Raw genomic sequence first — 23,559 nt, 5'->3', positions numbered from 1 at the left:
ATCTGCGACGCGACTCCATGTATACCCCCGGCCCGTATTCGAAGCAAGGGGTCGTCCCGGCTTGACTTGATACCCCCTGGGGGTATGTTGACCATGTCGGTCGCACGCACGAGCGGCCCGGAGAGAGGAGTGGGTCATGAACACCGGACTGCGGATCACCGTCTTCGCAGCCGCGCTCACCGCGACGTTCGGCGCCGCCTACGGCGTGGGCGGCGCGGTCGGCCCGGTCTCACCCGAGCCGCGCAGCGGTACGCACGGGGGTGGCGCGGGACACGCGTCCGCCGGACACGAGGGCGGCGAAGCGCTCACCCTGGGTGCCGACCTCGCCGCGTCCGGGCCGTACGAGCCCCGCGAGCCCCCGCCGCGTCACTGGTCACCGGTCTGGTCGAGAACGCGCCGACGCTGCTCGGCGGCCGGATCGCCCAGGGCGTCGGCGCGGCCCTGCTGTCCCCGGCCGCACTGTCCATCGTCACCACCACCTTCCACGGCGCCGAACGCAACAAGGCACTCGGTGTCTGGGCGGCGATCGGCGGCACCGGCTCCGCGGCCGGCGTGCTCCTCGGCGGGGCCCTGACCGGCGGGCCCGGCTGGCAGTGGGTGTTCTACATCAACGTGCCCGTCGGGGTGCTCCTGCTGTTCGCCCTGCCCGCCCTCGTTCCACCCCGGCCCCCGCAGCCCGCCCGGCTCGACGTCCCCGGCGCGCTCCTCGTCACCACGGGCACCGCCGCCCTGATCCACGGCATGGTCGAGGCGGGGGACGCCGGCTGGGCGGACGCCTCGACGCTGCTGCCGCTGGCCGGTGCGGCGGTGGCGTACGCGGCCTTCGCGGCGGTCGAACGGGCCGGCCGGGCCCCGCTGATGGACCTGCGGATGTTCACCCGGCGGCCGGTGCTCGCCGGGGCCTTCCTGATGCTGATCGCCACCGCCTTGCTGATCGCGTTCTTCTTCCTCGGCTCCGTCTACTTGCAGCACATCCGCGGCTTCAGTCCCCTGAGGACCGGGCTCGTGTTCCTCCCCGTCGCCGTGGCCACCGGCATCGGCGCCCACCTCGGCTCCCGGCTCGTCGGCCGGATCGGCAGCCGCCCGACGGCCGTCGCCGGTATGGCTGTCGCGGCCGCCGGGACCGTCCCGTTGACCCGGCTGTCGGAGACCGGCAGCGTGTACGCCGGGCTTCTGCCGGGCTTCGTGATCGCCTCCCTCGGCATCGGCGCGGTCTTCGTCACCGCCACGACGACCGCCCTGGCGATGGTGGAACACCGGGAGGCGGGGCTGGCCTCCGGGGTCGTCAACACCTTCCACGAGGTGGGTGGCTCGATCGGCGTCGCCGTCGTCTCCACCGTCGCCGCCTCCGGCTTCGAGCGGGGCTCGGCGGACGCGTTCGGCGACGCGTTTACGGCCTGTGCCGTGACGGCCGCTGCCGCCGCCGTGCTGTCGCTGGGCCTCGTGCCGCGCGGCAGACCCCGCCCGACCGGCGGCCCGCACGTGCACTGACAGGGCTGGTGCTCGGTGCAAGAGCCTCCGGCTCAGCGGGCGTGGCCGGTTCGGGCCCCGCCTCCATGGCCCGAACCGGCCGGGCGCGCACCATGGGCGGGTGGGAAGCCGAGACAAGGAGGTCGGGCGGGATGGACGCGTGGCAGCCGATGCTGGTCCTCCTCGGTGTGGTCGGGGCCGGTCTGGCCGGCCTGTACGGGCTGGGCCTGTGGCTGGCGGCAGCGCGGGCTCCCCTCGAAACCGGCCCCTTCGCCGGAGGCCTCGAACCGGGCGAGCACGCCGTGTCCCGGTTCCATGTGCGCTGGTACCCGGTCACCATGATCTTTCTGGCCTTCGACATGGAGATGCTCTTCATGTACCCGTGGGTGAAGGTCGTCTCGGAGGTGGGCACCACAGCCGTAGTGGAGATGTTCCTCTTCCTCGGCATCCTGTTCGCGGCGGTGGCGTACGCCTGGCGTGAGGGGGCCCTGAGGTGGACCTGAGGGACCTGATGCGGCGTACGGCGATGAACCGCCCGGCGGTGCTCGTGGTCACGCTGCCCGGAGCGACGGAACTCCGGCTGGAGACGGAGGCGGAGGTGCGCCGGCGGGGGTGGCCCGTGGCCGGCACTCCGGCCGCCGCTGATCTGCTGGTCGTCTGCGGCGTTCCGGCGCCGGAGCACGGGGAGTGGCTGGACCGCGTCGGGCGGTCGATGCCGGAGCCCGCCGTGCGCATCGTGGTGAGGGAGCACGGACAGGTCGCACACGCCCTCGGCATGGCGCACGGGGACCTGACCGACAGGGCGGTGACGCCGCCAGGCGGCGACGCGACAGCCGACTCCGTGCACCACGGCGACATGGCCTCGCACCACGGCGACATGGCCGCCCACCACGGACACGCGGGACACGAGCCCGGAGACCCTCAGGAAGAGGCGCAACCGCCCGGTCTGCAGGGACACATGGCCGACCGGTCCGAGGCCCCGTCGGACGAGCCCGGCGAGCATGAGCACGGCCATCACATGGGTCATGACATGCACGCCATGGGCGAGGTGGCGGGCCGGCCGATGGCCGAACGGGCCGACGACCGGGACGAGCTGCGGCTCGACCAGCTGCACGTGCCGTTCGGCCCTGGGCTGAGTGACTGGCCGGCGGGGCTCGTGCTCCGTCTCACCCTGCAGGGAGACGTCGTACAGGGCGTCGAGGTGGACCACCTCCCGGTCGCCTCCGGTGCCGGACCGCCGTTCTGGGACGAGCCGTGGCTGCGGGCCGCGCACGGCGAGGAGGTCACCAGGGCGAGTGCGGCGCGGCGGCGCTGTGCCGCGCATCTGGACAGTGCGGGGCGGCTCCTCGCCGTCGTCGGCTGGGACGACGTCGCCGTGCGGTGCCGTCGGCTGCGGGACGAGCTGCTGGCGGGGGCGTCGCGGGAGCGGATCGGCGGCGATCTGCGCAGGACGGTGCGCAGAGTCGGTCGGTCCAGGACCCTGCGCTGGTCGATCGCCGGACTGGGGGAGTTGCCGGCGGACAGGGCGCGCGCGGCCGGAGTGACCGGACCGGCGCTCGCCGCGGACGGCGACGCGTACGACCGGCTGCTGATGTGGCTGAGCGAGGCCGAACGCGGCATCCAAGACCTTGACGACACACGCCCGTTGGCGTCGGTCGACCGGGCCGGCCCACGGGGCGGGCTGGACGGACCACAGCCGCCGTCGCAAGCGCTGCTCGACGTCCTCCCCGGTCTCCTGGCCGGCGCCGAGTTCGCCTGCGGACGGATCATCGTGGCCAGTCTGGACCCCGACCTCGACGAACTCGCCCTCGCGCCCGTGCCCGGAGCGGCCCATGCCTGATGCAGCGCCCCTGTGGGCGACCGTCGTCCTTCCCGTCGCCCTGGCCGTGGCCGCCGCGGTCACCGCCGGGTTCGACGCGGTGCTGTCCGGGTCGGCCGAGCGCGGTCCGGCCGGGAGTGTCCGGGAGGCCGGGCTGCGGGCCACGGCTCCGTTGCGCGAGGCCCTGCGGCTGCTCGTTCAGCAGCCGCGCCGCACGACGGCCGCCGACCGGCTGCTCGGAAGGCTGGGCGCGGTGCTGGTCCCGGTGGCCGCCGTGCTCGCGGGTGCCGTACTGCCGTGGGGTTTTCGTGCCGTGAGTGATCCGTCCGTCGGCATCGTGTGGTTCAACGCGATGGAGGCCCTGGCCTGGGCGGCGGTGTGGCTCGCGGGCTGGGGACCGAACTCGGCGCTGTCCCTGATCGGCGGCTACCGGTTCCTGGCGCAGGGGCTCGCGTACGAGCTCCCGCACATGCTCGCGATCACCACCGCCGCCCTCGGGGCCGAGTCCCTGCGGGTGGGGAACGTGGTCGGGGCCCAGGACGGCCTGTGGTTCGTGGTGTGGATGCCTGCCGCGTTCGTCGTCTATCTGCTGAGCGCGCTCGCGATGGCCTTCTGGGGACCGTTCGCGTACCCGGTGTCACGGGACGCGGCCGGTGGTGCGGCGGCCGAACTGGCGGGCGTGGACCGGCTGGTGTTCCTGGGCGGGCGGTGGCTGCTGCTCGTGGTGACCGCCGGTTTCAGCGTGCCGCTGTTCCTCGGCGGAGGGCACGGCCCGCTGCTGCCGGGCTGGGCGTGGACGCTGCTCAAGACCGCCGCCGTCCTGGCGCTGCTGGTCGCCGGGCGCCGGGCACTGCCCGTCCTGCGGATGGAGCGGTACATGGAAGTGGCGTGGCTGGTGCTGGTGCCGCTGACGCTGCTTCAGGCGCTGTTCGTGGCCGTCGTCGTCCTGAACCGATGAGAGCGAGGTACGCCGCGATGTCCGACGACGTGATCTTCTGGGTGCTGGCCGTGCCGGCGGTGGCCGCCGCGGTCATGGTGTTCCGGTTCGACTCCATGGCCCGGGCGACGTACGCGCTGCTGACCTCCCTGCTGTGCGCCGGCGGCGAGGTGCTGCTGCTCGGGCTGGACTACCTCGGGGTCGTGATCGTGCTGATGATGACCATCGAGATGGCCATCATGGCCGTGTTCATGGTGATGTACATGATGAACCCGGCCGGGCTCATGCCGATGACCATGGTCCACAACAAGAAGGGCGCGGCCGCGATCTGCGCGGTGGTCTTCGCCCTACTCGCCGCGGGGATCCTGCTCGCCCCGTGGCCGTCCCGGCGCGGCAGGCCGTCGGACGATCCCACCATGGATCTGGGGCTGTCGCTGATGGGTCCTCAGATGCTCACCATGATGACCCTGGGACTCACCCTGTTCGCCACCATCGTCGCGACCGTCGTCCTGGCCACCCGCCGGGGCCGCTACGACCGCTTCGGCGACGACCTGACGGCGCGCGGGGCCGATGACCCGGTCCGGGGAGGGACGGGCCGATGAGTCTGGAGCTGTTCCTGCTGCTCGCCGCCGCGCTGTTCAGCATCGGCCTGTTCGGCGCGCTCACCCAGCAGTCGATCGTGATGCTCATGATGGGGCTCGAACTGATGCTGGGCGGCATCATCGTCGGCGCGGCCGCCGTGTGGCACTACATCGCCCCGGCCGCCGCCGACGGGCAGGTGCTGGTCGTCCTCGCGGTCACCGTGATGGCTGTGGAGATGGCCATCGGGTTCGCCGTGGTCACCGCGCTCTTCCGGGCCCGTGAGGTCGACATGACCGACATGGCGGCGGAGCTGAAGGAGTGAGCGCGCTGCTGTGGGCGCTCGTCGCGCTGCCGCTGACCGTGGGGACGCTGCTCGCGGTCGCCGGCCGCGCGGCGGACCGGTACGCCCCCGGTGTCGCGGTCGGCACGGCCGTCGCCGCGCTCGGCCTCGCCGCCACCGTGGCGTTCGGGCACCCGCGGGCCGCTGCGCCGCTGCTCGAAGGGCTGCCCGCCGGGCTCGTGGTCGACGGCTTGTCGGGCCTCATGGCCGTGACCGTCACGGCGGTGACCGCGGCCGTCCTCCTGTTCAGCGTCGCGGACATCGGACCCGGCGAGGCACGCGCCCGTTTCTTCGGGCTGATGCTGCTGTTCGGCGGCGCGATGCTGACGACCGTCACCGCGACCACGCTGCCGGTCCTGCTGATGGCGTGGGAGGTCATGGGCGCCACCTCCTGGGCGCTGATCGGCTACTGGTGGCGCGACCCCGAGCGCGGCGATGCCGCCAACACGGCCTTCCTCACCACCCGCGCCGCCGACCTCGGCCTCTATCTCGCCGCCGGAGCGGCGCTGGCGAGCGGGCAGGCCGGTTCCCTCGCCCTGGAGGACCTCCCGGACGCGACCGGCACCTGGTCCACGGTCATCACCGCCGGCGTCATCGCGGCCGCGTTCGGCAAGTCGGCCCAACTGCCGTTCAGCTTCTGGCTGTCCAGGGCGATGCAGGGCCCCAGCCCGGTCTCCGCCCTGCTGCACTCGGCGACCATGGTGGTGGCCGGGGCGTATCTGCTGCTCCGGCTGGAGCCGCTGCTCGCGCAGTCCGGTTGGGGCGGACCGGTGGTGGCGTGGACGGGCGCGGTGACGGCGGTCGTGCTCGGCCTGGTCGCCGTGGCGCAGACCGACCTCAAGCAACTGCTCGCCGCATCGACCTGTGCCCAGATCGGCTTCATGGTGCTCGCCGCCGGTTCCGGTGCGGTCACCGGCGGAACTCTGCAGCTCATCGCCCATGCCGCCGCCAAGAGCCTCGCCTTCCTCGTCGCGGGCGCCTGGCTGACGTCCCTCGGCGGCAAGGCGCTGCCCGCCCTGCGCGGTGCGGCCCGGCGGCACCGAACGGCCGGGGTCACCTTCACCGTCGCGGCCCTGGCCCTGGCCGGGGTCCCACCCCTGTCCCTGTGGGCGGCCAAGGACGTACTCCTCGCCGGCGCCCTGGAAGACGGCATGGCGCTGTACCTCGCCGGGTTGGCCGGTGCCGTGATCTCCGCGGTCTACAGCGCCAAGGCGCTGTGGTTCGTCTGGCAGCCCACTTCCGCGACGGACGACCGTACGGAGGAGCCGCTGCCGTATGTGACCCGGCTGCCGCTCGCGGTTCTGGCCGTCGCCTGCGCCGCACTGACCGTCACGTCCTTCCCGCCCGTACGGGACGCGGTGCAGCGGGTGCTCGGCGGTGCGGTGCAACCCGGCCCACGCGCATGGGAGTTCGCCCTGTCCGGCGCACTCGCCGTGGCCGTCTCGGCCGCCGTCTGGATCCGTGGCCCCCAACTCCTCGCCCTGCCCGGCCGGATCACCTCCCCGGCGTCGCAGTGGCTTCACCTGGAGACCGCCGCGCGCACGCTCCTCATGCACCCGGTCCTGCGCCTCGCCGACGCGCTCGCCGCCTTCGACGACCGGGTGCTGGACCGCGCCGTCGAAGGCACCGCCCGCGGCTCGGTCCGGCTGGCGCGATGGACCGACGCCCGGGCGGAGCGGCTCGTCGACGGCACCGTGGAAGGCGTGGCCGACGGTGCCCGCGCGCTCGGCCGTTGGGCGCGCCGACCGCAGACCGGGCAACTGCACCAGTACCTCGCCCAGGCGGTCGCCGCCTTCACCGTTCTCGCCGTCGTCCTCGTCCTCGTGAGGTGACCGCCGTGCTCACGGCCCTCGTCCTGCTCCCGACCGCCGTGGCGGCCCTCCTGCTGTGCCTGCCGCGCGGCGCGCCCCGCCCCCTGTTCCTGACGGCCTGGGCGGCGACCACCGCCGCCGAACTGGTCCTGACGGTGGCCCTCTGGGCGGGGTACCGGGCCGACGGCGGCATGCAGTACGAGACGCGGGCCCGCTGGATCCCCAGCGCCGGCATCAGCTACCACGTCGGCGTCGACGGACTGTCCCTGCCGCTGGTGGCCGTCACCTGCGTACTGTTCCTCTCCTGCGCGCTGTACGCGTGGCGCGAGACCCGCCGCGTCAGGGAGTTCGCGGCGCTGTTCCTCTTCCTGCAGACGACGTGCCTCGGCCTGTTCGTGGCCCTCGACCTGATCCTGTTCTTCGTCTTCTTCGACCTGTCCATCGTGGCGATGTACTTCGTCATCGCCGGGTGGGGACACGAGGGCGCCGCCCGCGCCGCGCTGAAGTTCTTCCTCTACACCTTCATCGGCTCCCTCGCCCTGCTGCTCGGCTTCATCGGCCTGTACCTGGCCGCCGACCCGCACACCTTCGACATCGTCGTACTGACCGACGCCAACCCCCTGGCCGGACGCTCCGCTCACGGAGCCCTGGTCCTCCTCGCCATCGGCGTCGGACTGGCGGTCAAGACCCCGACCGTGCCCTTCCACACCTGGCTTCCGCCCGCCCACACCGACGCACCGGCCGCCGGGTCGGCGATCCTGGCCGGCGTGCTGCTGAAGATGGGCACGTACGGCTTCCTGCGCATCGCGATGCCCGTCCTGCCCGGCGCCTGGCGCGACCACGCGCTCGTCTTCGTCGTCGCCGGCGTGGTCTGCGTGCTGTACGGAGCACTGGTCGCCCTCGCCCAGACCGACTTCAAGCGGATGGTCGCCTACACCTCCGTGAACCACATGGGCTACATCGTCCTGGCGATCGGCGCGGCCGGGGCCGTCGGCGCGGGACAGGAGGAGGCCCGCCGCCTCGCCGTCACCGGATCGGTCTTCCAGATGGTCAGTCACGGCCTGCTGACCGGCGCGCTGTTCCTGCTGTCCGGGGTGCTGTACGAACGCGGGCGCACGTACGAGATGTCCGCGTACTCGGGTGTCGCCGGGCGGGCGCCCGTCTTCGCCGCGCTGACCGGCGTCGCCGCCTTCGCCTCGCTCGGACTGCCGGGCTTCTCCGGCTTCATCGCCGAGTTCCAGATCCTCACCGGGAGCCTCGGGCCCGAGCCGGTCGCCACCGGCCTCGCCGTGCTCGGGATCCTGCTCACCGCGGGGCTGTTCCTGCGCGCACTGCACCACATCTTCCTCGGCTCGCTGCGGCTGCCCGCGGCCGCGCCCGGTGCCGACCGGCCGTTCCCCGACATCCGCCGCCATGAAGGGCTCGCGATCGTCCCCCTGCTGGCCCTGGGCGTCGTCCTCGGCCTCGCACCCCGTTTCGTCCTCGACGTCATCGAACCGGCCTCGCGCGCCGTGCTGGAGCTGCTCGCGCGATGAACGCGATGTCCGGGATGGATGCGATGACCGGGATGAACGCGATCACCGGGATGAATGCCATGAACGAGATGACGGGGAGGAACGAGAACCCCCTCGACCTCCTGCCCGAGGTGCTGCTCGCCGCCTCCGCCGTGCTCGGGCTGCTGCTCGGGGCGTGGCTGCCGCGTCGCCGCCAGTGGCTGACCGGGGCCCTGGCGGGCGCGGCCTGTACCGGAGGGATCGTGGCCGCCGCCATCGCCGCGACCGGCCCGGTGGAGACGGCCTTCGGTGCGTCCTTCGCCATCGATCCGGTCACCGCCACCGGCAGAATCGTCATCCTGGGCGGCACTCTGCTCGTCCTCGCGCTCGCCATGCCGCGCCTGTACGCCGACCCGCGCGAAACCGAGTTCTACGTCCTCCTCCAGCTCGCCGCCGTGGGCGCCCTCGTCCTCGCCGGAGCCCAGGACCTGCTGCTCCTCGCCTCCGGCTACCTCCTGGCAAGCGTGCCCGCCTACGCGCTCGCCGGGTTCCGCAAGGACGGCCCCGGCACCGAGGCGGCCTTGAAGTACTACGTCGTCGGCGCGCTCCTCGGTGTCCTGATGCTCGCCGGCATCACCGTGCTGCTCGCCGCCGGCCGCGCGACCGCGTACCCCGTGCTGCGCCCCGGGCTCGCCCAGGCACCGGCCGGGCTGGTCGCGGTCGGCACGCTCGCCCTGCTCGCCGGCGTCCTCTTCAAGGCCGGAGGCGTGCCCGGCCACTTCTGGGTGCCGGACGCCGTCCAGGGCAGCCCGGCCCCGGTGGCCGCCTTCCTCACCACCGTCCCCAAGGTCGGCGCCCTGGCGGCCCTCTACCGGCTCGCCGCCGTGCCGCTCGCGGACGCCGACCTGCCCTGGGCCGGCCTGGTGGCGGTGTTCTCGGTCGCCTCGATGACCCTGGGCAACCTGGCGGCCTTCTTCCAGCAGGACGTCACACGCCTGCTCGCGTACTCCACCATCAGCCAGGTCGGCTACCTCCTGCTCCCGGTGGCCGTCGCCGGACGCACCGGCCTCGACCAGGAGGCGCTGCTGTACTACCTGGCCGGGTACGCGCTGACCAACCTCGGCGCTTTCGCCGTCGTCTGCGCACTCCCGGGAGCCCGCGCCATCGACGACTACCGGGGCCTGGCACGGGCGCACCCGGCCCTGCTGGCCTCACTCGTCGTCTGTCTGCTGGGTCTGGTCGGCACCCCCCCGACCGCCGTGTTCCTCGGCAAACTGGAGGCCTTCAGCGCGGCCTTCGACGGTGACTACGCCTGGCTGGCCGTCGTCGCGGCGGTCAACACCGTGGCCTCCCTCTTCTACTACCTGCGCTGGATCGCCCCGGCGTTCCTCGCGCGCGGACCCGCGGGTGACGCCCGTACGACGTCCCGGACGGCCGCTGTGATCGCCTGCGGTGCGGCCGCCGGATCCGTCGTTCTCGGACTGCTCGGAGGGACCGTCCTCGACGTACTGGGTGGTCCGCTCGCGCGCTGACCGGCAGCGCGACGCCCGAAATCCGAGTGTCGGCGACGCAGTACCAACTCACTTAGTAGTATCGCGGTGGGTCGAGTACGGAAGGCGGGTCGGCATGAGCGGGCGGCTGCGGGCAGGTGGGGCCTTCGGGTACCTCCTGCTGGTCGTCATGCTCACCCTGGGTGTGTTCGCCATGCACACGATGGGCCACCCCAAGGAGTCGTCCGGGCACGGCATGAGTGCTGCCGTTCCCGCTGCCGCGGGAGTGCACCACGACGCCATGGCCCAGAGCGCCACGGCCCTGGCCGGGCCCGAGGTGGCGGACGGGCAGGGGACCGCGGCGTCGGCTGCCAAGTCGGACGGGCAAGGGACCGCGGCGTGGGCTGCCAAGTCGCCGGTGCACGAGCCTCCGGGCGGCATGGACCCGATGTCCGTGTGCTTGGCGGTTCTCACGGTGTGGCTGCTCGTGCTGTTCCTCCGGGCGCTGGTGGTCCGCCGGCAGGAGCGGCTGACGGCCCTGCTCGCCAGGTCGATGGCCCTGGCGCGCCCCGGCACTCCACCGCCGAGACCGCTCCTCTCCCAGTTGTCAGTTCTGCGGATATAGGCCAAGCCGTGGCGCGGCGCACTCAGTGCTGCCCGCGCAGACGCCGCTTCGCACAGCCAGTGACTGACGACAAGAGGTATCTCGCACATGACTGCCTACAAGCACGCCCTCAACCGTCGCCTGAGCCGCCGTCTCGCGGTGGTGGGCGTCATCACGGCGGGCGGGTTGCTGCTCGCCGCCTGCGGTGGGAACGACATGGAGGGCATGGACCACGGGAGCGGCAGCTCCGCCTCCGCCTCCGCCTCCGCCTCGCCGAGCCGGGCGACGGGTGAGAAGCCGGCGACCGGCGCGTTCAACGACGCGGACGTCATGTTCGCCCAGATGATGATCCCGCACCACGAGCAGGCCCTGGAGATGGCCGAGCTCGCGGACGGCCGGGCCTCCGACGCGGAGATCAAGACCCTGGTCGCGGACATCGAGAAGGCCCAGGATCCCGAGATCCGGACCATGAAGTCCTGGCTGAAGTCCTGGGGCAGGCCGGAGTCCACCGGAGAGAGCATGCCCGGCATGGACCACGGATCAGGCGGCATGGACCACGGGTCCGGGATGCCCGGAATGATGTCCGAAGGGGACATGCAGAAGCTCGAAGCCGCCAAGGGCACCGAGTTCGACCGGATGTTCGCGGAGATGATGATCGAACACCACAAGGGTGCGATCACCATGGCGGAGGACGAGCAGAAGAACGGCCGCAACGCCCAGGCCAAGAAGCTCGCCGCCGACGTCGTGAGGACCCAGACCGCCGAGGTCGAGAAGTTCGAGAAGATCCTCGACCGCCTCTGATCAGCGTCACCCACTGACCGCCCAGGGCTCCGAGGAGCCCGGGCGGTCGTCTTCCGGGGGGGGCGATCAGGCAGTCTTCCGGGGGGGGATCAGGCAGCCATCATGACGAGCATGGCGCACATGGTGCCGCCCATGCCGATGTGGGCCGCCAGCGCCGCACCCGGTGACGTACCGGGCGGGCGGCGGCGGCTCCGGTTGCCCGCCGCCCCGTGGGCGCGGTGCTTGTCGCCTCCCGGCCGGGCCCTGTCCCAGACGGAGGCGGCCAGGGACGCGGCGAAGACCACGATCGCGTCGGGCAGGGCGAGGAGCCGCCTGGCCCAGCGGCCCTTGCCCGCGGCACGGCCCGCGCCCGCTCGCCGGCCGGTGCCGCGCAGCCGCGCCCGCACGGACGCGACGACCGAGAGCAGGAAGTACACGGCGAGGGCGATCAGGACGACCCGCCACACGGACGTGGAGCCCCCCGACGCGGAGCCATGGGCAGCGGCGCCGGTCGTCATGTCGTGGGCGGGCATTCCCGAGGAGTGATCCATGCCCTCCGTCCCGGCCATGCCCTCCATTCCCGCCATGCCCGCCGCCCCCGCGGGGTCGGATCCGTGCCCGTGTCCGTGAGCCGCCCCGCCCATCGGGTGCCCGCCCAGGGCGAGGACCGGCGCGGAGTCGGTACCCGGCATGGCGAGCGTCATGATCACCATGGCCGCACTGCCGATGACGTGATGCGTCCAGCGGCGGCCGTGTCGCCAGCCGTGCAGACGGGCCTGGTGTACGGACAGGGCCACACCGACCAGGCCGACGGCGGTGAACGCCGCCACCCACCACAGGCTGTGGTCACCGAAGCCGGCCGCCGTCGCGGGCAGGAACATCGCGGCCATGCCGCCGGCCATGACGAGGTCGCCTCCGGCCGCGAACCGGTCCTCCTTGCTCTCGGCGGCGGCCAGCCGGGCCGTGCTCACGACGGCCACGAGTGCGGCGACCGCCGCCAGCGTCCCGTTCAGGACCGGACTTCCCATCGCTGCCTCCGTATGGACCGTCTCTGGCTGCTGTCTACGGATGTCCTTAGTACGTCGGGGCGCCGAGAGGCGTTCAGCGGAGGACCCCGCTTGCCGGTCTGCATATGCTCATGCACAATCCTCAGCTACTGAATAAGCGAGGGGGAGCACCTCATGAGCGTGACCGACAGCCCTGCCGCTCGGTTGCAGGCGCTCTTCGAGGGCCACCGGCTGACGCCGACCCAGCGGCGCATCGCGCACAGCATGGTGCGGCGCGCCGCCGACGTGCCTTTCTTGTCGAGCGTGGAGCTCGCCGAGCTGGCCGGGGTCAGCCAGCCGTCCGTGACCCGTTTCGCCGTCGCCCTCGGCTTCGACGGCTACCCGGCCCTGCGCCGCCACCTGCGCGAGGTCGCCCCCGCCGAACCCGCCGCGGACGCCGGGTCCGCCAACGAGTACCAGCAGGCTGTCGAGGCCGAGATCGAGAACCTGCGGCACCTGGCGGAGGCCCTGGCCGACCCCCGGCCCGTACAGCGCGCGGGGCGCCTCCTCGCGGCATCCCGGCCGCTCCCCGTCCTCGGACTGCGGGCGGCGGCCGCCCAGGCGCACGGCTTCGCCTACTTCGCCGCCAAGGTCCACCCCGACGTACGGCTCCTCAACGAGGGCGGCACGATGCTCCACGACCGCATCGACGCCGCCGTCCGGGCGGGCGCGACCGCACTGCTGTGCTTCGCGCTGCCCCGGCACCCCCGTGAAGTCGTCGACACCCTCGACTACGCCAGACAGGCCGGGCTGACCGTCGTCACGGTCGCCGACTCCGCCTTCGCGCCGGTGGCCAAGGTGTCCGACCTGCTGCTGCCCGCCGCTGTCGGCACCGGCCTGGCCTTCGACACGGCCTGCGCCCCCATGCTGCTCGGCCGGGTGCTGCTGGAGGCGATGTGCGACGACCTGCCGGAGGCCCAGTCCCGCCTGGAGGAGTTCGACGTGAAGGCGGCGGCGCGGGGACTGTTCGTCGACTGACGGCACGGGCACCGCATTCTCAGACTCGTCTCACGTTGTGTCGCTAATGTGCCTGTCCTGAAACGCCCTTCAGACGCTTCGGAGAGTGAACGGAGGCTGAACGTGACGCGCGGAGGACAAGGGCTGGCTCGAGTGGCCGTCGTCGTACGGGCGGGGGCGGCCCCACTGTGGTGGCTGGGTGTGTTCGCGGCGGGCATCGGCCTGCTCGCGCCGGGGCTGACCGGACGCCGGATCGGCGTCCTGGCCGGCGCGGCACTGTTCGTCCTGGCGACGGCCGTCGTGGCGTACGGACGCCGCAAGCGGTACGTCGCCCTGGCCGCGTCCGCGGCCCGCGCCGCCAAGCACGACGTACTCCAGGACCGCCATGTGACCGTACGCAACTGGCGACGCCACCACCGCTGGTGGCTCCTGCTCGCCTTCCTCGCCGCCCTGGGCAGCGCCTTCGCCGTGCCCGCCGCGGCGGGTCTGCTCCTGGCCGGCTGCGGCGCGGGCCTGTGGCTGAAGGCCGCGTGGCTCGGCCGCCGCGAGCGCGCGGACGAGGTGCTGCTGTGGGTACGCGTGGACTGGCTGCGCGGGGGCGCGGGCGGCCCCGCGGGCAAGCGGGTCAAGGGCTACCGCAGCACGGGCATCGCGGCCGGTGACGCGGCCCCGGGCGGGGCGAGGAAGAAGACGCCGGCGCTCGTGTGACCGGGCAGGCGGAGGCCGGCTCAGGGGCGCGGGGCCGCATGCGACATGCGGCCACCGCTGCCCGGTGGCGACCAGCCACGGCGAACACGCACCGGGCGGCGGCACGGCATCGCCTACCGCGCCGCCGCCGGGACTCCGGTCGCGTTCCCGTCCGCCACCGGGCCGCTGGGGTGTTACTGAAGCCCCCACGGTGCCCGGCCGCCCACCAGTGCATCGACCTGTGCCCCTCCGGACTCCGCCACCACCTCCTCGACCGTCTGCGCCTGGCGCACGACCGCGAAGGAGACACGCCCCTGCCCGCCCGGCCCGAAGCCGTAAATCGCGGGCCGGACCAGCGAGTTGTACGCATAGTGGTGCGCGAAGTAGTACGCCCCCGTGTCCAGCGCCGCCGCGAAGTCCCCCTGCTCCAGCAGCGGCAGCGCACACCCCTCGGCCAGCAGGTCGCCCGAGAAGCACGCCGGACCGGCCACGTCCTGCACCACGGCCGGACCCTCCTTGGGGCGCCCCTTGGCGTCGTACGCGGCGATCCTCAGTGGCCAGGCTCCCGGCGCGTACACCGTCCGCGTCGCCACCTGCACGCCCGCGTGCGTGACCGCCACCGGCCGGCCGCCCGCGCTCTTGGCGTACTCGACCCGCGCCACGACCGTTCCGTGCTTCGCCAGCAGTGACCGCCCGAACTCCGTCACCAGTCCGTACCGTCCGTCGAACAGCCCGGGCACCTCCTCGGCCAGCATCCGTGCGTACTGCGCGTACGTAGGCGTCGTCGCGTCCGACGCGAAGTTCACCGGCAGCCCGCCGCCGATGTCGAGCGTGTCGATCTGCCGCCGCCCGGCCCGCCGGTTGATCTCCTCCGCCAGCTCGTACGTCTCCGCCACACCCCGCGCCATCAGGGACAGCGGGACCCCCTGGGACCCCGTGTGCGCGTGCAGCCGGGTCAGCCACGGCCGGTCCAGATACGCCCGCACGACCCACTCCCGGGCGCCCTCGTCGCGCAGCGCCACCCCGAACTTCGACGTCGCCGTGGCCGTGGACGTCGCCTCGATGGAACCCCCGCCGATCTGCGGATTCACCCGGATCCCGAGCGGGGACCGGCTGGCGGCGGACTTCATCAGGCCGTCGATGCGCTCCAGCTCCTGCGGATTGTCCGCGTTGACGGCGATGCCCAGCGCCAGCGCCTCGCGCAGCTCCTCGGCCGTCTTGGCCGGCGAGTCCAGCACCGTCATCTCCGGGCCCAGCCCCGCCGCCCGCGCCAGCGCCAGCTCGCCCGGGCTCGCCACCTCCGCGCCGACGCCCTCCTCACACAGCAGCCGCAGCACCGGCACCAGCGGGGTCGCCTTCACGGCGAAGGCGTGCAGCACCGGAGTGCCCGGCGCGACGACCGCGTCGAACGCGGCCCGCAGCTCCGCCACCGACTCGCGGATACCGGTGACGTCCAGCAGCCCGACGATGGGACTGCCGGTCCCGAGCAGCCCCTGCTCAACAGCGGCCCGTACCGCCTCGTCCCGCCGGGTCGCCCGCCCGGCGGCGAAGTCGCTGGATCCCTCGATGTGTGCGCCCATGCATCCAGCCAAACATCCACGCCACCGCCGCGCCGACCCCCGGACGTATTGACTAGCCCTATTCAGAAGGTCAGGATGTGAATAACCGCAGCAACAGCAACCGCAGCAACACCCGCCGGGAGCACCACGCACCCACCAGGAGGCAGACCATGTCAGGACCCCGCCCGCCCGTCTCCCTCCACCACCCTCAAACGAGGCCCTACGGGCCGCCTCCTGGTCCTGTCCGAGCACCGCGCGGCACGGAACGAAGCGCCCTGGGATGGCAGCAGGAAGCCGCCCTGCGCATGCTCCAGAACAACCTCGACCCGGAGGTCGCCGAGCACCCCGACAAGCTCGTCGTCTACGGCGGCACCGGCAAGGCGGCCCGCGACTGGCGCTCCTTCGACGCGATGGTGAGGACCCTGCGGGGGCTCAAGCAGGACGAGACCATGCTGGTCCAGTCCGGCCGGCCCGTCGGCGTCATGCAGACCCACGAGTGGGCCCCGCGCGTTCTCATCGCCAACTCCAACCTCGTCGGCGACTGGGCGAACTGGGAGGAGTTCCGCCGTCTGGAGGCCCTCGGCCTGACCATGTACGGGCAGATGACGGCCGGCTCCTGGATCTACATCGGCACCCAGGGCATCCTCCAGGGCACCTACGAGACCTTCTCCGCCGTCGCCGCGAAGAAGTTCGGCGGCACCCTCGCCGGGACCATCACGCTGACCGCCGGTCTCGGCGGGATGGGCGGCGCCCAGCCGCTCGCCGTGACGATGAACGACGGTGTGGCGATCTGCGTCGACTGCGACCCGCGTGCGATCGAGCGGCGCATCGAGCACCGGTACCTGGACGTCAAGGCCGACTCCCTCGACCACGCGCTGCGGCTCGCCGTGGAGGCCCGGGACGCCCGCCGCCCGCTGTCCATCGGCGTCCTCGGCAACGCCGCCGAGCTGGTGCCGCAACTGCTCGCCATGGGCGCCCCGATCGACATCGTCACCGACCAGACCTCCGCCCACGACCCGCTGGCCTACCTGCCCGTCGGCACCGCCTTCGAGGACATGGCCGACGCCGCCGCCAAGGACCCGGCCGGCTTCACCACCCGGGCCCGCGAGTCCATGGCCCGGCACGTCGAGGCCATGGTCGGCTTCATGGACGCCGGCGCGGAGGTCTTCGACTACGGCAACTCCATCCGCGGTGAGGCGCAACTGGCCGGATACGACCGGGCCTTCGCCTTCCCCGGCTTCGTCCCCGCCTACATCCGCCCGCTGTTCTGCGAAGGCAAGGGCCCCTTCCGCTGGGCCGCCCTGTCCGGCGAGGCCTCCGACATCGCCAAGACCGACAAGGCGATCCTCGACCTCTTCCCGGAGAACGAGTCCCTGGCCCGCTGGATCCGCATGGCCGGGGAGCGGGTCCACTTCCAGGGACTGCCCGCCCGCATCTGCTGGCTCGGCTACGGCGAGCGGGACAAGGCCGGCGAGCGGTTCAACGACATGGTCGCGAGCGGGGAGCTGGCCGCACCGGTCGTCATCGGCCGCGACCACCTCGACTGCGGCTCCGTCGCGTCCCCCTACCGGGAGACCGAGGCCATGCTCGACGGGTCCGACGCGATCGCCGACTGGCCGCTGCTGAACGCGATGGTGAACGTGGCGTCCGGGGCGTCCTGGGTGTCCCTGCACCACGGGGGCGGTGTCGGTATGGGGCGGTCGATCCACGCGGGGCAGGTGACGGTGGCCGACGGCACGAGGCTGGCCGGCGAGAAGATCCGGCGGGTGCTGACGAACGACCCCGGCATGGGAGTCATCCGGCATGTCGACGCCGGGTACGACATCGCGGAGTCGGTTGCTCAGGAGAAGGGCGTCCGTGTCCCGATGCGTGAGGGTGACTCCGCGTGACCAGTGACGGCAACCCTGCGGTGGGGGCGGGCGCGTCGCCGCCTGCGGGTTCGGCTGTGCCCACCCGTTCCGCCCCGCGGAACGACTCCCCACGGCCTCGCGGCTCCTCCTTCCACCAGATGTGGCGCGACCTGCTCCCCATCGGCCGCCACCCCGCCTCGGGCGGCTACCGCCGATTCGCCTGGACCGGTGTCGACGGTGACTGCCGGGCCTGGTTCGAAACCCAGGCGCAGACGCGAGGCCTCGTCCACGAGGTCGACCGGAACGGAAACCAGTGGGCCTGGTTCGGCGACCCCGCCGTCGGGGACGCCGTCGTCACCGGGTCGCATCTGGACTCCGTGCCGGACGGCGGCGCCTTCGACGGCCCCCTCGGAGTCGTGTCCGCCTTCGCCGCGCTGGACGAACTGCGTGGCCGGGGCGCGCAGTTCACCCGGCCGCTCGGCATCGTGAACTTCGGTGACGAGGAGGGCGCCCGGTTCGGACTCGCCTGTGTCGGGTCCCGGCTCACCGCCGGGCAGCTCACCCGCGAACAGGCGCACCGGCTCACCGACGGCGAGGGCGTGACCCTGCCCCGGGCCATGGAGGCCGCCGGATACGACCCGGAGGCCATCGGACCCGACCCCGAGCGGCTCGCCCGCATCGGCGCCTTCGTCGAACTGCACGTCGAGCAGGGCCGGGCCCTCGACCTGTCCGGCGACCGGGTCGGCATCGCCAGCGCGATCTGGCCGCACGGCCGGTGGCGGTTCGACTTCCGGGGCGAGGCCAACCACGCCGGCACCACCCGGCTCGCCGACCGGCACGACCCCATGCTGTCCTACGCCGAGACGGTCCTCGCTGCCCGCCGCGAGGCCGAACTCGCCGGTGCCGTCGCCACCTTCGGGAAGGTCGCCGTCGAGCCGAACGGCGTCAACGCGATCCCCTCCCTGGTGCGCGGCTGGCTCGACTCGCGCGCCGCCGACCAGGACAGCCTGGACGCCGTGGTCGCCGGCGTCGAGAAAGCGGCAGGGGAGTACGCCGCCGCCCACGGTGTCGACCTCGCCGTCGTACGCGAGTCGTTCACGCCCGTCGTCGAGTTCGACCACGCCCTGCGCGACGAACTCGGCCGCATCCTCGGCAAGGACACCGGCCTCACCGTCCCCGTCCTGGGCACCGGCGCCGGACACGACGCCGGGATCCTGTCCGGGAGCATCCCGACCGCCATGCTGTTCGTGCGCAACCCCACCGGCGTCTCCCACTCACCGGCCGAGTCCGCCACCGAGGACGACTGCGTCGCCGGGATACTCGCACTCGCCGACGTACTGGAAGGACTGGCGTGCAGGTGACCACAGCAGCCACGCGCACGTACTGGCTGGAGCACGCCTGGCTCGGCACGCACGTCGAGCCGGGCGTGGCCCTGGACGTCCGGGACGGCCGCATCGCCACCGTCCACGCGGGCACCCCCGCCCCGCCCCCGGGCGCCGAGGTCCTGCGCGGCCTCACCCTCCCCGGCCTCGCCAACGCTCACAGCCACGCCTTCCACCGCGCCCTGCGCGGCACCGTCCAGGTCGGCTCCGGCACCTTCTGGACCTGGCGCGAGGTCATGTACGCCACGGCCGCCCGGCTCACCCCCGACAGCTACCACGCCCTCGCCCGGGCCGTGTACGCCGAGATGGCCCTGGCCGGCATCACGGCGGTCGGCGAGTTCCACTACGTCCACCACGCCCCCGGCGGCACCCCCTACGCGGACCCCAACGCGATGGGCGAGGCCCTGATCGCGGCCGCCGCCGAAGCCGGGATCCGCATCACCCTCCTCGACACCGCCTATCTCTCCTCCGGCTTCGGGCAGCCGCCCACCACCCCTCAGCTCCGCTTCTCCGACGGCACGGCGGACGCCTGGGCCGAACGCTGTTCAGTTCTCAAGGAACGAGATCACGCACGGATCGGGGCGGCGATCCACTCCGTACGGGCCGTGCCCGCCCACCAGTTGGCGACCGTCGCCCGGTGGGCCGAGGAGCGGCGGGCCCCGCTCCATGTGCACCTGTCGGAACAGACGGCCGAGAACGACGCCTGCCGCCAGGCCCACGGCCGCACCCCCACCCGGCTGCTCGCCGACCACGGCGTGCTCGGCCCGCGCACCACCGGTGTCCACAACACCCACCTGACCGCCGAGGACATCTCCCTCATCGGCGGCAGCGGCACCGCCACCTGCATGTGTCCGACGACCGAGCGCGATCTCGCCGACGGCATCGGCCCCGCCGTCGCCCTGCAGCAGGCGGGCTCGCCGCTCTGTCTCGGCTCCGACAGCCACGCCGTGATCGACCTGCTCGAAGAGGCACGCGCCATGGAGCTGAACGAGCGCCTGCGCACCCGTACCCGAGGCCACTGGACGGCGGCGGCCCTCCTGCGGGCCGCCTCGGCGGACGGGCACGCGGCCCTCGGCTGGCAGGACGCGGGCGCCCTGGAGACCGGCGCGCTCGCCGACTTCACGACGATCGCGCTCGACTCGGTCAGGACGGCAGGGCCGCTTCCGCGGCTCGCTGCCGAGACGGCCGTATTCGCCGCGTCGGCGGCAGATGTGTCGCATACGGTCGTGGCAGGCCGGCACGTCGTACGGGACGGGGTCCACTCGCTCGTACCGGACGTGCCGCGAGCCCTCGCGGACGCCGTCGAAGCCCTGCGCGGATGATCCCGGACCGCTCCTGCGAGCGGTCGGCCCCCGCACCCGAACCCACCGCCGACCAGGCCACCAAGGACGCCATGAGCAACGCGACGACCGTCAGCCCCGCCCACTCCGCGAGCACCGCAAGCACGCTCATCACCAACATCGCCGCCCTGGTCACCAACGACCCCTCCCTCGGATGGGGGTCCCCCCGCTCGAGCAAATTCGAGAGTGGGGGAGGTTCCCCCCTCGGACTGGTCCAGGACGCGGCCGTCGTCATCGAAGGCGACCGCATCGCGTGGACCGGTGATCAAAGCAAAGCACCCGCCACTGACAATCGGGTCGACGCCGGCGGCCGCGCGGTCCTCCCCGGCTTCGTCGACTCCCACTCGCACCTCGTCTTCGCGGGCGACCGGACGCAGGAGTTCAACGCCCGGATGTCGGGGCGGCCTTACAGCGCGGGCGGCATCCGCACGACCGTCGCGGCCACCCGCGCCGCGACGGACGAGGAACTGGAAGCCAACGTCACCCGTTACCTCGCCGAGGCCCTCCGCCAGGGCACGACCACCTTCGAGACGAAGTCCGGCTACGGCCTGACGGTCCGGGACGAGGCCCGCGCCCTGCGCGTCGCCGCCCGCCACACCGACGAGGTCACCTACCTCGGCGCCCATATCGTCGCCCCCGAGTTCGCCGACGATCCGGCCGCCTACGTCGACCTGGTCACCGGCGAGATGCTCGACGCCTGCGCCCCGCACGCCCGCTGGATCGACGTCTTCTGCGAGCAGGGTGCCTTCGACGGCGACCAGGCCCGCGCGATCCTCACCGCCGGCAAGGCACGCGGCCTGCACCCCCGGATCCACGCCAACCAGCTCTCCTACGGCCCCGGCGTGCGACTGGCGGTCGAACTCGACGCGGCCAGCGCCGACCACTGCACCCATCTGACGGACGAGGACGTCGACGCGCTGGCGAACAGCCGCACGGTCGCCACCCTCCTGCCCGGCGCCGAGTTCTCCACCCGCGCCGCGTGGCCGGATGCCCGCCGCCTCCTCGACGCGGGCGTCACCGTGGCCCTGTCCACGGACTGCAACCCGGGCTCGTCGTTCACCTCGTCCGTCCCGTTCTGCATCGCGCTGGCCGTACGGGACATGGGCATGACCCCCGACGAGGCCGTCTGGTCGGCCACGGCGGGCGGCGCCGCGGCCCTCCGGCGGACCGACGTGGGCCGCCTCACCCCGGGCGCGTACGCCGACCTGACGCTTCTCGACGCCCCGAGCCACGTCCACCTGGCCTACCGGCCCGGGGTCCCGCTGGTCACCGGAGTCTGGCGGCGCGGCGAGCGGGTGCTCTGAGCGACGCAGGCACACAAAGGGCGCAAGCTCATCCCTCTCGACTTCGCCTCCGACGGGGCGGTCGAGGTGGCTCAGCGCCCTGGCCACGTTCCTGCCGACCACGGCGCTGATCATCTACTCACCGTGAGAAGGGAACGAAGACGCACACGGCTGGCGTGAGAAGGGAACGAAGACGCACACGGCTGGTGAGGGAGCAGCGGCCGCGCTGAGGCCCGCGAGGGCCACGGGAGACGCGCCCGGGGGCGGACCGAACGGTCCGCCCCCGAAGTACGGCGTCACCGGGCACAGCGTCGTGCAGTGCGGACCACTCCGCGGAGGGCACTCCCAGGAGGGTCACTCCTCGACGGTCAGCCCCTTGCGCAGCCGTACCAGCGTGCGCGACAGCAGCCGCGAGACGTGCATCTGGGAGATGCCCAGTTCCTCGCCGATCTCCGACTGGGTCATGCCCGCGACGAAGCGCAGCGACAGGATCTTCCGGTCGCGCGGCGGAAGTTCGGCGATCAGCGGCTTCAACGACTCGACGTACTCGATGCCTTCGAGCCCGTGGTCCTCGTAGCCGATGCGGTCCGCGAGCGCGCCCTCGGAGTCGTCCTCCTCCGGCTGGGCGTCCAGCGAGGAGGCGGTGTAGGCGTTAGACGCGGCCATGCCCTCGACGACCTCGTCGTTGGAGATGCCGAGACGCTCGGCCAGTTCGGTCACCGTCGGGGCGCGGTCCAGCTTCTGGGCCAGCTCGTCACCGGCCTTGGCCAGGTCGAGCCGCAGCTCCTGAAGCCGCCGCGGAACGCGTACGGACCACGAGGTGTCGCGGAAGAAACGCTTGATCTCGCCGACGATGGTCGGCATCGCGAACGTGGGGAACTCGACACCCCGGGACAGCTCGAAGCGGTCGATCGCCTTGATCAGGCCGATGGTGCCGACCTGGATGATGTCCTCCATCGGCTCGCTGCGGGAGCGGAACCGGGAGGCGGCGAACTTGACCAGCGCGAGGTTCAGTTCGACGAGAGTGTTGCGGACGTACGAGTACTCGTGGGTGCCTTCCTCCAGCGTCTCCAGCCGCTCGAAGAGGGTCTTGGACAGGGCCCGTGCGTCGACCGCGTCGACTTCCTCGTACGGGGGGATGTCCGGAAGTCCGGCGAGAAGGTCGTCCTGTGTGACGAGCATCTCAACCTGCTCGATGGGATCCAGATGTTCCGGAGGGGGTGTCGACGTCGCTTTGTGGGTACGCGATGCGTCGAGCCGGGGTGACATGATGTCCTCCATCGTTCTCGGCATATGGCTGCCGGAGCCAGTACGTGCACTGCGGTGTGCGGCGCCTCCAAAGCCGGCCGTGTCGGTTACGTGTCTTTACTAGGCCTACCCGCTTCCCCGAGCCCACCGCAAGTGCGTTCTGTGGGCATATGTCCGTTTGTGTGCGGTTGTTCGGGTGTCAAAGCGTGGAGGGAAGGCGTAGTGTTCGTGGGCGTCAGCAGCAGTCGCGACGTCGGGAGAGAGAGACGGCATGGACCGCGGGACAGTCGGCAGCGCACAGTCTGGCCGGCTTCTGGTGGAGGTGCGGGAAGAGGGCTCGAATGCCGTCGTGACCCCGGCGGGTGAGCTGGATCACCACACCGCCGATCTGTTGCGTGAGCCACTCGATGACTGCCTCGCCAAGGGATTCAAGCGTCTGGTCATCGACTGCGCGCGGCTGGAGTTCTGTGACTCCACGGGGCTCAACGTGCTCCTTGGTGCCCGACTGAAGGCCGAGGCCGCAGGCGGTGGCGTGACGCTCGCCGGGATGCAGCCGGTGGTGGCGCGCGTGTTCGAGATCACTGGCGCGGATGCGGTCTTCAGCGTCCATGACACGCTTGAGGCGGCCCTGGCCGACGAGTCGGGCTGAGCCGTGGTGTGTCGGCGCGCCGAGCCTCGGTCATCCCCCTGTGACCGGTGTCCTCCCCCCGTCGCGCCTTTCGCGCCGAATACGGGGGTGTTCCCCCGGGCCGCCCGGGCAGGAGACATCCTGAAACGGTCGCCCGCCAGGGCGGCGGTGGCGCCGCGAAACCGTCGTGCCGCGCACTGCGTGACTGACTGTGTACTGAATTTTTTGAATCGTGAACTGGTGAATCGGTGAG

General features: G+C 72.4%; 21 protein-coding genes. 18 read left to right on the top strand and 3 right to left on the bottom strand.

Annotated elements, in window-relative coordinates; all coding sequences use genetic code 11:
* The first annotated feature begins 129 nt into the window (after positions 1-129).
* The 11 genes from AC07F0_RS00380 (at position 130) to AC07F0_RS00330 (ending at position 11,347) form a co-directional block, all read left to right on the top strand.
* Positions 130-1,491, top strand: coding sequence for an MFS transporter (locus AC07F0_RS00380; protein ID WP_478972293.1), 1,362 nt, complete (start codon positions 130-132; stop codon positions 1,489-1,491).
* 131 nt (positions 1,492-1,622) lie between these two features.
* A complete protein-coding gene (locus AC07F0_RS00375; RefSeq protein WP_328346618.1) occupies positions 1,623-1,973 on the top strand; it encodes an NADH-quinone oxidoreductase subunit A in 351 nt (116 codons plus the stop codon).
* On the top strand, positions 1,964-3,310 hold the full coding sequence (locus tag AC07F0_RS00370) for a hypothetical protein (protein WP_478972290.1): 1,347 nt from the start codon (positions 1,964-1,966) through the stop codon (positions 3,308-3,310). Before AC07F0_RS00375 ends, AC07F0_RS00370 begins: the two co-directional genes overlap by 10 nt.
* Positions 3,303-4,247, top strand: coding sequence for an NADH-quinone oxidoreductase subunit H (locus AC07F0_RS00365; protein WP_478972287.1), 945 nt, complete (start codon positions 3,303-3,305; stop codon positions 4,245-4,247). The genes AC07F0_RS00370 and AC07F0_RS00365 overlap by 8 nt, the downstream gene beginning before the upstream one ends.
* Positions 4,248-4,264: 17 nt before the next feature.
* Positions 4,265-4,828, top strand: coding sequence for an NADH-quinone oxidoreductase subunit J (locus AC07F0_RS00360; RefSeq protein ID WP_436727850.1), 564 nt, complete (start codon positions 4,265-4,267; stop codon positions 4,826-4,828).
* Positions 4,825-5,130 (top strand): NADH-quinone oxidoreductase subunit NuoK, encoded by a 306-nt coding sequence (gene nuoK, locus AC07F0_RS00355; protein WP_020275585.1) that lies wholly within the window; start codon positions 4,825-4,827, stop codon positions 5,128-5,130. The genes AC07F0_RS00360 and nuoK overlap by 4 nt, the downstream gene beginning before the upstream one ends.
* Positions 5,127-6,980, top strand: coding sequence for an NADH-quinone oxidoreductase subunit 5 family protein (locus AC07F0_RS00350; RefSeq protein WP_478972284.1), 1,854 nt, complete (start codon positions 5,127-5,129; stop codon positions 6,978-6,980). Before nuoK ends, AC07F0_RS00350 begins: the two co-directional genes overlap by 4 nt.
* Positions 6,981-6,985: 5 nt before the next feature.
* Positions 6,986-8,494 carry a complex I subunit 4 family protein gene (locus tag AC07F0_RS00345; protein ID WP_478972281.1) on the top strand — a complete coding sequence of 503 codons (1,509 nt, stop codon included), beginning with the start codon at positions 6,986-6,988 and terminating at the stop codon, positions 8,492-8,494.
* A gap of 68 nt (positions 8,495-8,562) precedes the next feature.
* A complete protein-coding gene (locus AC07F0_RS00340; RefSeq protein WP_478973543.1) occupies positions 8,563-9,984 on the top strand; it encodes an NADH-quinone oxidoreductase subunit N in 1,422 nt (473 codons plus the stop codon).
* Between the two features lie 94 nt (positions 9,985-10,078).
* Positions 10,079-10,567, top strand: coding sequence for a DUF6153 family protein (locus AC07F0_RS00335; protein WP_478972278.1), 489 nt, complete (start codon positions 10,079-10,081; stop codon positions 10,565-10,567).
* 87 nt (positions 10,568-10,654) lie between these two features.
* A complete protein-coding gene (locus tag AC07F0_RS00330) occupies positions 10,655-11,347 on the top strand; it encodes a DUF305 domain-containing protein (protein WP_478972275.1) in 693 nt (230 codons plus the stop codon).
* Positions 11,348-11,436: 89 nt separating this feature from the next.
* On the opposite strand, the gene AC07F0_RS00325 is transcribed toward AC07F0_RS00330, so the two are convergent.
* Positions 11,437-12,354, bottom strand: a complete 918-nt coding sequence (locus tag AC07F0_RS00325) for a DUF5134 domain-containing protein (protein WP_478972272.1) — start codon at positions 12,352-12,354, stop codon at positions 11,437-11,439.
* Between the two features lie 153 nt (positions 12,355-12,507).
* Here AC07F0_RS00325 and AC07F0_RS00320 point away from each other — a divergent pair, with 153 nt between their 5' ends.
* Together AC07F0_RS00320 and AC07F0_RS00315 are read left to right on the top strand one after the other, a co-directional pair.
* A complete protein-coding gene (locus AC07F0_RS00320; protein ID WP_478972270.1) occupies positions 12,508-13,350 on the top strand; it encodes a MurR/RpiR family transcriptional regulator in 843 nt (280 codons plus the stop codon).
* A gap of 102 nt (positions 13,351-13,452) precedes the next feature.
* On the top strand, positions 13,453-14,037 hold the full coding sequence (locus AC07F0_RS00315; RefSeq protein ID WP_436727857.1) for a hypothetical protein: 585 nt from the start codon (positions 13,453-13,455) through the stop codon (positions 14,035-14,037).
* A gap of 173 nt (positions 14,038-14,210) precedes the next feature.
* Here the strand turns inward: AC07F0_RS00315 and AC07F0_RS00310 are convergent, their stop codons facing one another.
* Positions 14,211-15,596, bottom strand: coding sequence for a type III PLP-dependent enzyme domain-containing protein (locus AC07F0_RS00310; RefSeq protein WP_478972267.1), 1,386 nt, complete (start codon positions 15,594-15,596; stop codon positions 14,211-14,213).
* A 149-nt stretch (positions 15,597-15,745) separates the two neighbouring features.
* On the opposite strand from AC07F0_RS00310, the gene hutU reads away from it, so the two are divergent.
* The 4 genes from hutU (at position 15,746) to hutI (ending at position 21,451) form a co-directional block, all read left to right on the top strand.
* Positions 15,746-17,464, top strand: a complete 1,719-nt coding sequence (gene hutU / locus AC07F0_RS00305) for a urocanate hydratase (RefSeq protein WP_478972264.1) — start codon at positions 15,746-15,748, stop codon at positions 17,462-17,464.
* Positions 17,465-17,583: 119 nt separating this feature from the next.
* Positions 17,584-18,786 carry an allantoate amidohydrolase gene (locus AC07F0_RS00300; protein WP_478973540.1) on the top strand — a complete coding sequence of 401 codons (1,203 nt, stop codon included), beginning with the start codon at positions 17,584-17,586 and terminating at the stop codon, positions 18,784-18,786.
* Positions 18,777-20,129, top strand: coding sequence for a formimidoylglutamate deiminase (locus AC07F0_RS00295; RefSeq protein WP_478972261.1), 1,353 nt, complete (start codon positions 18,777-18,779; stop codon positions 20,127-20,129). Before AC07F0_RS00300 ends, AC07F0_RS00295 begins: the two co-directional genes overlap by 10 nt.
* Entirely contained in the window at positions 20,126-21,451 is a 1,326-nt protein-coding gene (gene hutI, locus AC07F0_RS00290) for an imidazolonepropionase (protein WP_478972258.1), read from the top strand. Before AC07F0_RS00295 ends, hutI begins: the two co-directional genes overlap by 4 nt.
* Before the next feature lie 333 nt (positions 21,452-21,784).
* Here the strand turns inward: hutI and AC07F0_RS00285 are convergent, their stop codons facing one another.
* Positions 21,785-22,711, bottom strand: a complete 927-nt coding sequence (locus tag AC07F0_RS00285; protein ID WP_436727862.1) for an RNA polymerase sigma factor SigF — start codon at positions 22,709-22,711, stop codon at positions 21,785-21,787.
* Between the two features lie 238 nt (positions 22,712-22,949).
* Between AC07F0_RS00285 and AC07F0_RS00280 the strand changes: the two genes are divergently transcribed.
* Positions 22,950-23,327, top strand: coding sequence for an STAS domain-containing protein (locus tag AC07F0_RS00280; protein WP_392038955.1), 378 nt, complete (start codon positions 22,950-22,952; stop codon positions 23,325-23,327).
* The last annotated feature ends 232 nt before the right edge of the window (positions 23,328-23,559 follow it).

The organism is Streptomyces sp. NPDC045955 (genome assembly GCF_056430805.1).
Note: the sequence above shows the minus strand (reverse complement) of the source record. Positions and strands in the feature narration are given on the sequence as shown.